This is a genomic window from Proteiniclasticum sediminis, from assembly GCF_018128025.1.
In the GTDB taxonomy this organism is placed as follows: Bacteria; Bacillota; Clostridia; order Clostridiales; family Clostridiaceae; genus Proteiniclasticum; species Proteiniclasticum sediminis.
Genome location: NZ_JAGSCS010000019.1, coordinates 35,339 through 45,865 on the forward strand (window position 1 = coordinate 35,339; position 10,527 = coordinate 45,865).

The 10,527-nt window shown below is 55.5% G+C and carries 8 protein-coding genes; 7 read left to right on the top strand and 1 reads right to left on the bottom strand.

Annotated features, from left to right (window positions below):
• The first annotated feature begins 185 nt into the window (after positions 1 to 185).
• The 6 genes from ftsE (at position 186) to uvrA (ending at position 9,060) form a co-directional block, all read left to right on the top strand.
• Entirely contained in the window at positions 186 to 878 is a 693-nt protein-coding gene (gene ftsE / locus KCG48_RS12235) for a cell division ATP-binding protein FtsE (RefSeq protein ID WP_211802489.1), read from the top strand.
• Positions 865 to 1,749 carry a permease-like cell division protein FtsX gene (gene ftsX, locus KCG48_RS12240; RefSeq protein WP_211802490.1) on the top strand — a complete coding sequence of 295 codons (885 nt, stop codon included), beginning with the start codon at positions 865 to 867 and terminating at the stop codon, positions 1,747 to 1,749. The genes ftsE and ftsX overlap by 14 nt, the downstream gene beginning before the upstream one ends.
• 18 nt (positions 1,750 to 1,767) lie before the next feature.
• A complete protein-coding gene (locus KCG48_RS12245) occupies positions 1,768 to 2,979 on the top strand; it encodes a S41 family peptidase (protein WP_211802491.1) in 1,212 nt (403 codons plus the stop codon).
• Positions 2,980 to 3,004: 25 nt separating this feature from the next.
• A complete protein-coding gene (locus KCG48_RS12250) occupies positions 3,005 to 4,123 on the top strand; it encodes a PDZ domain-containing protein (protein WP_211802492.1) in 1,119 nt (372 codons plus the stop codon).
• Positions 4,124 to 4,205: 82 nt separating this feature from the next.
• Positions 4,206 to 6,200, top strand: a complete 1,995-nt coding sequence (gene uvrB, locus KCG48_RS12255) for an excinuclease ABC subunit UvrB (RefSeq protein WP_211802493.1) — start codon at positions 4,206 to 4,208, stop codon at positions 6,198 to 6,200.
• 34 nt (positions 6,201 to 6,234) lie between these two features.
• Positions 6,235 to 9,060, top strand: a complete 2,826-nt coding sequence (uvrA, locus tag KCG48_RS12260; protein ID WP_211802494.1) for an excinuclease ABC subunit UvrA — start codon at positions 6,235 to 6,237, stop codon at positions 9,058 to 9,060.
• Positions 9,061 to 9,128: 68 nt separating this feature from the next.
• On the opposite strand, the gene KCG48_RS12265 is transcribed toward uvrA, so the two are convergent.
• Positions 9,129 to 9,296, bottom strand: a complete 168-nt coding sequence (locus KCG48_RS12265; protein ID WP_211802495.1) for a hypothetical protein — start codon at positions 9,294 to 9,296, stop codon at positions 9,129 to 9,131.
• A gap of 95 nt (positions 9,297 to 9,391) precedes the next feature.
• Here KCG48_RS12265 and KCG48_RS12270 point away from each other — a divergent pair.
• The coding region (locus KCG48_RS12270; RefSeq protein WP_211802496.1) for an IS1634 family transposase at positions 9,392 to 10,527 on the top strand (1,136 nt) is incomplete at its 3' end.

Consider the following 10,527-nt stretch of genomic DNA (forward strand, 5'->3'; position numbering starts at 1 on the left):
CTGTCTTGATATCCCAAAGGAAAGAAAGATTTCTTCATAAAATCTTTACATGCCTGTGGCATAATGAATACTCGTGGAGCAGTGGGTCCATGGGGAAACGGACCGCCCGGCCCAGGCCGGCGCACTTTTCGTGCGGCATCGGCAAAAACAGGGAACTTCATCAATCAAATACCGGGAGATGTGAAATGATCGAATTTAAAAATGTGATTAAGAAATACGATAATCAGGTCGTGGCGCTGGATGACATCAACGTCAAGATTGAATCAGGAGAATTTGTTTTCCTGGTGGGCGCCAGCGGCGCCGGAAAATCCACCTTCGTCAAAATGCTGCTAAAGGAGATCGATCCTACCAGCGGCGATGTTTTGGTGAACAACCGGAACCTCAAGTCCGTCACCAAAAAAGACGTGCCCTTTTACCGTCGTAAAATCGGCATGGTGTTCCAGGATTACCGCCTGATTCCCACCCTCAACGTCTTTGAGAACGTGGCCTTCGCCATGCGCGTCATCGATGCCACGCCCAAGGAAATCCGAAGGCGGGTTCCCATGGTGCTGGCGCTGGTGGGACTTTCCGACCGGTCCAAAAGCTTCCCCAATGAGCTCTCCGGCGGAGAGCAGCAGCGGGTATCCTTAGCCCGGGCCATTGCAAACAATCCGACGCTCCTCATCGCCGACGAGCCCACAGGAAACCTGGATCCGGAAACGGCCAAGGACATCATGCGGCTCATTATGGATATCAATAAAGCCGGCACCACCGTTCTCATGGCTACCCATGCCAAGGACATCGTGGACGCCAGCAAGCGGAGAGTTATCGCCCTGGAAAAGGGAAAAATTGTCCGGGACGAAAAGAAGGGCAGGTACGAATTGAATGCAGAAGATTAAGATGTTCCTCATGGATGCGCTGAAGAGTTTAAAGCGCAATAAAACCATTACCTTGGCCAGTATCATCACCGTTTCCGCCACCCTCTTCATCTTCGGGGTCTTCCTCCTGGTGGCCCAGACGATCAACCTGGGGGTCCAGTCCGTGGAGTCCAAAGTGGAGATCAAGGCATATCTCCTGGACGAGATCACCTCAGCGGAAAAGGATAATGTCTATAACATCATCATGGGCGTTGACGGGGTCAAAGAAGTGACCTATGAAACCAAGGAAGAAGCCTTTGAGAAGTTCAAGGAGAGACTGGGCGAAAACAATGCCATTCTCACCGGGTTCTCCGAAGACCGCAATCCGCTGCCCAATTCCTATGTCATTACCCTGAAGGAGCCAGAGGCGGCCATCCGCGTGGAAGAAGCGCTGAAGGATGTCCGCGGTGTGGAAGACGTGGGCAATGAGCGGGAGACCGTGGAAAAAATCATTACCCTGGCTCGCCTCATCCGGACCATTGGCGTGGTGATCTTCATCATCCTCGTCCTGGTTTCCCTCTTCCTCATCTCCAATACCATCAAGCTCACCGTGTACTCGCGAAGAAGGGAAATCGGCATCATGAAGTTCGTGGGTGCCACGGACTGGTTCATTCGCTGGCCCTTCCTCATCGAAGGCATGATCATGGGCCTCGTGGGCGGCTTCATCGCCGTGGCGGTGGTGTACTTCGCCTACAACCTCATCTATGTGGATGTGACGAAGACCATGTTCTATGCCGAGCTCATTTCCCCCGCGTACATCCTGAACAACTTCACGTGGCAATTTGGCTTGACCGGGCTCTTCATCGGAGCCATGGGAAGTTTCATCGCCCTGAAGCGTTTCCTGGATGTATAGGACGGAGGTGGATGGATCGTGTATTATGAACCGAAGCGAAATTCTTCCAGTAAGATCATCACGGCGCTCCTGGTCCTCATTGTTGGCGTAGGCGCCTTCTTCGGGGGTTCCATTTATGGTTCCCTCAACAGTGAGAAGGTCCTGAATCCCGGTGAACAGCCTTCGGTGGAGGATGACTCCTTCGACAAGCTCTTTGAGGTGAAGGAGATCCTGAACGCCACCTATTACAAAGATATTGATGAGGCCGCTCTTCTGGAGGGGGCCATCAAGGGTATGGTGAATGCCGTAGGGGATCCCTACACGGTGTTCTTCAATGCCGAGGAATACAAGGATTTCACCGATGACGGAGCCGGCAACTATGTAGGTATCGGCGTCATCGTAGGCATCAAAGACGACGCCATCGTCGTCATCACGCCTTTTGAAGGATCTCCCGCGTACAATGCGGGACTTCGTTCCGGCGACATCATCACCCAGGTGGAAGGGGTCCCCTATAAGGGCTCAGAACTGGACAAAGCCGTGAACATCATCCGCGGCGAAGAAGGAAAGCCCGTGCGGCTCACCATTCTGCGCAACGGCACCGAAGAAGAGGTAACCATCGTCCGTGCCAGCATTACCCTGGTTAACGTCCAGTCGGAAATGCTGGAAGGGAACATCGGCCATGTGACCCTCCTGCAGTTCACCGAAGGCATAGCCGCCCAGGTGAGAGAAGCGGTGGGAACCTTGAAAGCCCAAGGGGCCAAGGGCATCATTCTGGATCTGCGGGGAAATCCCGGCGGATTCCTCGATGAAGCCGTGGGTCTAGGCTCCCTCTTCATCGACAAGGGCAAGACCATCCTCTACACCCTGGACAAGGGGAATCAGAAGAAAGAATATTACTCTGCAGGGGGCGATTACATCGGCATGCCCCTGGTGCTCCTCATCGACGAAGGCTCCGCTTCCGCTTCGGAAGTTGTGGCCGGCGCCCTGAAGGACTACGGTGCCGCCACGCTGGTCGGGCAGAAGACCTTCGGCAAGGGCATCGTTCAGATGGTTTATAATGTGGGCGATACGGAAGGCGTAAAAGTCACCGTCTCCTCCTACTATTCCCCCAAGGGGATCAACATCCATGGCGAAGGCATCCACCCCGATGTGGAAGTGAAGCTGCCCGAGGATGTCCAGGCCCCCCTGACGCTGGAGAATGATACCCAGCTGCAAAAGGCTGTGGAGGTTCTTCGGACAAAAATGAACTGATCCTGCGGATCAAAGGAGGAAAACAATGAAGGTCCTGGAGGGCTATTTCATGATGTTTGTTTCTCCGTCCGCCCTGATCCTTCTGGCGGTTTTCCTGCTGCTCTTTCTGCAGAACATCCGGGAGACCCGAATACGTCAATTATTGCTAGGGGAAAGCGAAGACTCTCCCCTAGCTTTCACGTTATCCCAGTTGTTTTTCAGTTTGGCGGGCGGGCTGGCTCTTTCGGGGCTGGCAGCCTATTTTGGGATCACCTTTCAGGCCTATGGCCCCATCCAGGTGATCTTTCTTTTCACGCTCTTCTCCCTGACCCCCTATTTCGTCCAGGCCCATGTGGGCATCTTCGCCCTCTTTGTGCCAGCTCTGGCGTTTCTTCTGGATCCCGCCGGCCGGGTGCTGGAGGATCTGGGCCGTCTCTATCTCTTGGTGGCCCTGACGTTTGTGGTTCAGGGAGCGCTCCTGGTGACGGATCCCTTTCGGGGCTACCTCCCGGTGCTCTTTCGCCGGGGCAAGGAAATCCATGGGGGATTTCGCCTGGCGAAAACCTATGCCCTGCCGGCCGTCTTCGCCTATGGAGCGGCCTCCGGCAGCATCCTGGGGGTCTCCCTGTTCTATTTAGCCACCCTCCAGGTGTTTACCCTGAAGGAGTCGGTCATGACCTTCAAACCGAAGGAAGCATCATCCATCCTCGGCGGCTTTCGAATGGCTTCGGGGTTTAGTCTTCTGGTGCTGCTTCTCCTGTCGGGGATCTTCTCTCCCTTGGTGTATGTGGTGCCCCTGGCAGGGGCCGGGCTTCCGCTTCTGGAAAGCCGCCTCTTCCGCCTTTGGGAAAACCACCGGTCCTTCCCCTTCATCTCCGACAAGACCAGCCTCTCGGTGCTGGACGTCCGGGGAAAAACCCCAGCCCATGAGGCCGGCCTTCGCACGGGACAGGTCATTGTGTCCATCAATGGCCAGGAACCCCGGTACAGTACCCTGGTGTCCTACCTGCAGCGGGCTGCCCATACCCGGACCCTGACCCTGGGGGTGAAGGATCCCCGGAAAGGGGAGATGGAGATCACCTTCACCATCCTGCCGGAAGCGGGGACGGGAATCCTGGTGGTGCCGCCGGCGGAGTATCTGGCCACGGCGGAAAAGGACTCCTGAGTTGATGAACAAAAAATGAACATATGTACTTATTTTCCCTAGAGGTATATAATAAGAAGGGAAAAAAAGAGAGGTGGATCAGATGGAAGGAACATTCAAGATTGCATCGCGGTTCAAGCCCACGGGGGATCAGCCGGAGGCCATCAGCCAGCTGGTGGACTCCATTAACGCCGGCAACCGCGGTCAGACCCTTCTGGGGGTCACCGGCTCCGGCAAGACCTTCACCATGGCGAATATCATCGAACGGGTGCAGCGGCCTACCCTGGTCCTGGCCCACAATAAAACCCTGGCGGCGCAGCTCTGCTCGGAGTTTCGGGAGTTCTTCCCGGACAGCGCCGTGGAATATTTTGTATCCTATTACGACTACTATCAGCCCGAAGCCTACGTGGCCCAGACGGATACCTACATCGAGAAGGATTCCTCCGTGAACGATGAGATCGACAAGCTGCGCCACTCGGCCACCGCGGCGCTCTTTGAGCGCCGGGACGTTATCATCGTAGCCTCCGTATCCTGCATCTATGGTCTGGGTAACCCGGATGAGTACCGGGACCTGTCCATCTCCCTTCGGCCCGGCATGATCAAGGACCGGGACGAGATCATCCGAAAGCTCATCGAGATTCAGTACGAGCGCAACGACATCGATTTTTCCCGCGGCACCTTCCGGGTACGGGGCGATGTGCTGGACGTGGTTCCCGCCAATGAGACCGCCCGGGGCATCCGGGTGGAGTTCTTCGGGGACGAGATTGAACGGATCCGGGAGTTTGACGTCCTCACTGGGGAAATACTTGCGGATATTCAGCATACGATCATTTTCCCGGCTTCTCACTTTGCCACAGCGCCGGAAAATCTTCAGCGGGCCATCGCGGTCATTGAATCGGAACTGGAGGCCCGGGTGAAGGAGCTCAACGCCCAGGATAAGCTTCTGGAAGCTCAGCGTCTTCGTCAGCGAACGAACTTCGACATTGAGATGATGATGGAAATGGGCTACTGCTCCGGCATCGAGAACTATTCCCGCATCCTGGACGGCCGGGATCCGGGGACACCCCCCAAGACGCTCATCGACTACTTCCCCGAGGATTTCCTCGTGTTCATCGACGAGAGCCATGTGACCCTGCCCCAGCTGCGGGCCATGTATTCGGGCGACCGTTCCCGAAAGCAGAATCTGGTGGACTACGGGTTCCGCCTGCCTTCTGCCTTCGACAACCGACCGCTGAAGTTTGAGGAGTTTGAGGAAAAGGTCAAGCAGGTGCTCTTTGTCTCCGCTACACCATCAGAGTATGAGCGGCAGCACTCCGCCGTGGTGGCCCAGCAGGTCATCCGGCCCACAGGGCTTCTGGATCCCGAAGTGATCATCCGGCCCATCACCGGACAGATCGATGATCTCTACGGCGAGATCAACCGGACCGTGGAAAAGGGCTTCCGGGTCCTCATCACCACCCTCACCAAGCGCATGGCCGAGGATCTGACGAAGTATTTCAAGGAGCTCCGGGTGAAGGTTACCTATATGCACTCGGACATCGACACCATGGAGCGCATGAAGATCATCCGCGATTTGCGGCTGGGGGATGTGGATGTGCTCGTGGGCATCAACCTTCTTCGAGAAGGACTTGACATTCCTGAGGTGGCCCTGGTGGCCATCCTCGATGCAGATAAGGAGGGATTCCTCCGGTCGGAGACCTCCCTCATCCAGACCATCGGCCGAGCCGCCCGTAACAGCGAAAGCAAGGTCATTCTCTATGCGGATACGGTGACCCGGTCCATGGCCAAGGCCATGGAGGAGACGGAGCGCCGCCGGAAGATCCAGATGGAATACAATGCCAAGAATAACATCACCCCCACCACCATCATCAAGGATGTGCGCAGCGTCATCGAAATCACCAAGATTCCGGAGGCCCTGGAGGAGTTCAACTCCCTGGAGGAAGTCCAGAAGTACACCCGGGAAAATCTGGAGAAAACCATCAGCAAGCTGGAGAAGGAAATGTACCAGGCCTCCAAGGAGCTGGAGTTTGAAAAAGCGGCTTATCTCCGGGATGAGATCGTAAAGCTGAAGAAAGCCCTTATTCGGAACAAGAATTAATCCTCAACACTGCGGATCAGGAAATGGAGAGAATATGAAGAACATCGTCATTAAAGGAGCCAAAGTCAATAATCTGAAAAACGTGAGCCTGGAGATTCCCCGGGACAAGCTCGTGGTATTCACGGGGCTGTCCGGATCGGGCAAGTCCTCCCTGGCCTTTGACACCCTCTACGCCGAAGGACAGCGGCGCTATGTGGAGTCCCTGTCCTCCTACGCCCGGATGTTCCTGGGTCAGATGGACAAGCCCGATGTGGAATCCATCGAGGGGCTGAGTCCCTCCATTTCCATCGATCAGAAGACCACGTCCAAGAATCCCCGGTCCACCGTGGGTACGGTGACGGAGATCTATGATTATCTGCGTCTTCTTTTTGCCCGCATCGGCGTGCCCCACTGCCCCATCTGCAATCGGGAAATCGCTTCCCAGAGCGTGGATCAGATGGTGGACAAGATCATGGAGCTGCCGGAGCGCACCAGGATCCAGATCCTGGCCCCCATGATCAAGGGCCGAAAGGGCGAGCATGAGAAGGTCCTGGAGACCATCAAAAAGGCCGGCTATGTCCGGGCGCGCATCGACGGTACGGTCATCGACATCTCCGAGGAAGAGGTGACCCTGAAGAAAACCCTGAAGCATGATATTGAAGCGGTCATTGACCGTCTGGTTATCCGGGAGGATATCCGGGGAAGACTGACAGAGTCCCTGGAGCAGGGCCTTCGCCTGGCGGAGGGCACCATCATCGTGAATATCATCGATGGGGAAGACCTGATCTTTTCCGAGAAGTTCGCCTGTCCGGAGCACAATGTGGGCATTGAGGAGCTGGAACCCCGGCTTTTCTCCTTCAACGCGCCCTACGGCAAATGCGGACACTGCGACGGGCTGGGTACGCTTCTGGAAATCGACGAGAATCTCGTCATTCCCGACCGAAGCAAGAGCATTCTGGAAGGAGCCATCGCCTCCTGGGGCGACGGCCGCCTCAAGGAGGATTCCTGGACCTACGGGATTCTGCAGGCCCTGTCCAAGCGGTTCCACTTTGATCTGAACACCCCCATCCAAGATCTCCCGGAGGAGATCGTCAACATTCTGCTTTACGGCACCAAGGGGGAGAAGCTGAAGGTCTCCTATACGAAGAACTTCACCCAGGGCGTCTATAACTATGCCTATGAGGGCGAGGTCAATAACCTGAAGCGCCGCTACTTGGAAAGCAGCTCCGACTACATCAAGGGGGAGATCGAGCAGTTCATGAGCAACAATCCCTGCCCTACCTGCAACGGCGCCCGACTAAAACCCGAAGTGCTCTCCGTCACCGTGGGGGGGAAGAATATATTCGAGTTCACCACCATGAGCATTCACAATGAGCTGGACTTCATCGAGTCCCTGAAGCTCACTCCAAAGAATGCCGCCATCGGAGAGCAGATTCTTCGGGAGGTCCATGCCCGGCTGAGCTTCCTGGTCAACGTGGGTCTGGACTATCTGGATCTGGCCCGAAGCTCCGGTACCCTCTCCGGCGGGGAATCTCAGCGAATCCGCCTGGCCACCCAGATCGGATCCAGCCTCATGGGGGTCCTCTACATCCTGGATGAGCCCAGCATTGGACTCCATCAGCGGGACAACGACCGGCTCATCGAGACCTTAAAGCGTCTTCGAGACAACGGCAACACCCTGGTGGTGGTGGAACATGACGAGGATACCATCCGCAACGCCGACTACATCGTGGACATCGGCCCCGGCGCCGGGGAACACGGCGGCGAGGTGGTGGCCCGGGGAACCCTGAAGCAGGTGATGAAATCCAAACGGAGCATCACGGCCAAGTATCTCACCGGGGAAATGAAGATCGAAGTGCCTTCTTCCCGAAGATCCGGCGACGGCACGGCCCTCACGGTCCGGGGAGCTCGGGAGAACAATCTGAAGAACATCGACGTGGAGATTCCGCTGCGCAGGTTTGTGGCGGTGACCGGCGTTTCCGGTTCCGGCAAGTCCACCCTGGTCAACGAGATTCTCTACAAGGCCCTGCACCGGAAGATCAACAAGGCTAAGGTCTTGCCGGGACGCCATGACAGCGTTGAGGGCATTGAAAATATCGACAAGATCATCGACATCGACCAAAGCCCCATCGGACGGACCCCCCGGTCAAACCCCGCCACCTACACCGGCGTCTTTGACATGATTCGGGATCTCTATTCCAATACCCCCGATGCCAAGGCCAGGGGCTATAAACCCGGACGCTTTTCCTTCAACGTCAAGGGCGGACGCTGTGAAGCCTGCTCCGGCGACGGCATCATCAAGATCGAGATGCAGTTCCTCTCTGATGTCTATGTTCCCTGTGAAGTCTGCAAGGGTAAGCGCTATAACCGGGAGACCCTGGAAGTGAAATACAAGGGAAAGAGCATTGCCGATGTCCTGGACATGACCGTGGAGGAGGCGACCCACTTCTTTGAGAACCAGGGCCGTATTCACCGCAAAATCGTCACCCTCATGGACGTGGGCATGGGCTACATCAAGATGGGCCAGCCCTCCACCCAGCTCTCCGGTGGCGAAGCCCAGCGCATCAAGCTGGCCTATGAGCTGTCCAAGGTGGGCACGGGCCAGACCCTCTATATCCTGGACGAACCCACCACGGGCCTCCACACCGATGACGTGAAGCGCCTGGTGGAGATTCTCCAGCGGCTGGTGGATGCGGGAAACAGTGTGGTGGTTATCGAGCATAACCTGGACATCATCAAGTGTGCCGACCACATCATCGACCTGGGCCCCGAAGGGGGCGACAAGGGCGGTCAGGTGCTGATCACCGGTACCCCGGAAGAGGTGGCCGCCTTTGACGGTTCCTACACCGGACAATATCTCAAAAAAATGCTGGAAGCCTAACCTAAAAAAATACCAGGCCGGGGATCCTGAGGAAGGAGGCCCGGCCTGGTATTTGCCTGTTCATTCGCTTACGCCATGCCGTAAACGGCTTTCCGCGCCTTGGCGTAGTCGGAGCGGCGCACATGGACGGTGTAGATGAATCCATTGTGGGCATCAGCGTTCTTGTAGAACTGGTTGTAGGTCTGGTAGACCTCCTGAGTTTTACACTTAATAGGCCGCAAAACTTCTGCAGACATAGGTAAATGAATGTTTGCAGAAGTTTTTTGTTGTTCCTTATTGTATTTATAAAGTATTTATGATACAATGTATTCAACATGGAGGAGGTGTTCTCATGAGCAGCATTCAGGTGTATACGAGCAACGGTCATAAATATGTCCGAATCATCGAATCTTATCGGGTTCCCGGTCACAAAAACCCCAAAATCAGGGTTCTGAAGAATCTGGGCCGGGAGGATAAGCTGGAAGCGAAGGAGCCGGGAATCGTTGAAAGGCTCAAACGCGAGCATAACGCTTCTCGCGCGGCGGACGCCGCGGTAAAGCAGGAGTATTTTGTGGAAGAGATCCGGTCGCTGCTTCAGTCGCAAGAGAGTACAGCGACAGCAGGATTCCCGCTCGTCAACTACGGAGTGGAGGTCTATGAAAAGCTCTGGAATGAGCTGAAGCTGGACTATTTCTTCGACTACAGACAGAAGCAGCACTCCAGAATCCAGTTCAAGGTGAAGGACATGGTTTCCCTTCTGGTCTACTCCAGACTGCTCAATCCGGGTTCAAAGAAGCGAACCTTTGAAAACCGCCACTGGTTTGCACCGGAAGAGGTCGACGCAGACCTGGAAAAGATATATCGGACCCTTCCTTTTCTGGCGAATCAGAAAGAGAATCTGGAAAAGCACCTGAACAAGCAGCTGTCTGCGCGAATGGACAGAGATCTGAGTGTCGCATTCTACGATGTGACCACCTATTACTTCGAATCCGTCCGTGCGGACGACCTGAAGCGATTCGGCTATTCAAAGGACAACAAGGTCAATCAGGTTCAGGTTGTCATGGGTCTGCTCATCGACAGCAACGGCATCCCGATCAGCTACGAGCTGTTCCCTGGAAACACCAATGATTTCAAGACCCTTGAACCCGTGATGCGAAAGCTCAAAGCGGATTACGGCATCAAGAAGGTCATCATCACCGCGGACCGCGGGCTCAATTCCAAGCAGAATCTGGCTTTTCTCAAGTCCGTGGGCTATGAATACGTGATGGCCTACAAGATCCGGTCAAGCAGCAAGGAGATCAAAGAGATGGTGCTGAGCGGAGAGACCTATCATACCGTCTCCAAGGAATTCAAGTGGAAAGTCTGCAACTTCTCTACCTCAGTGAACTATGAGGGACGTAAGGTGAACCTTGAAGACCAGATGGTGATCACCTGGTCCGCTTCGCGAGAAGCGAAGGACCGCAGAGACCGGGAGAGGCTCATTGAAAA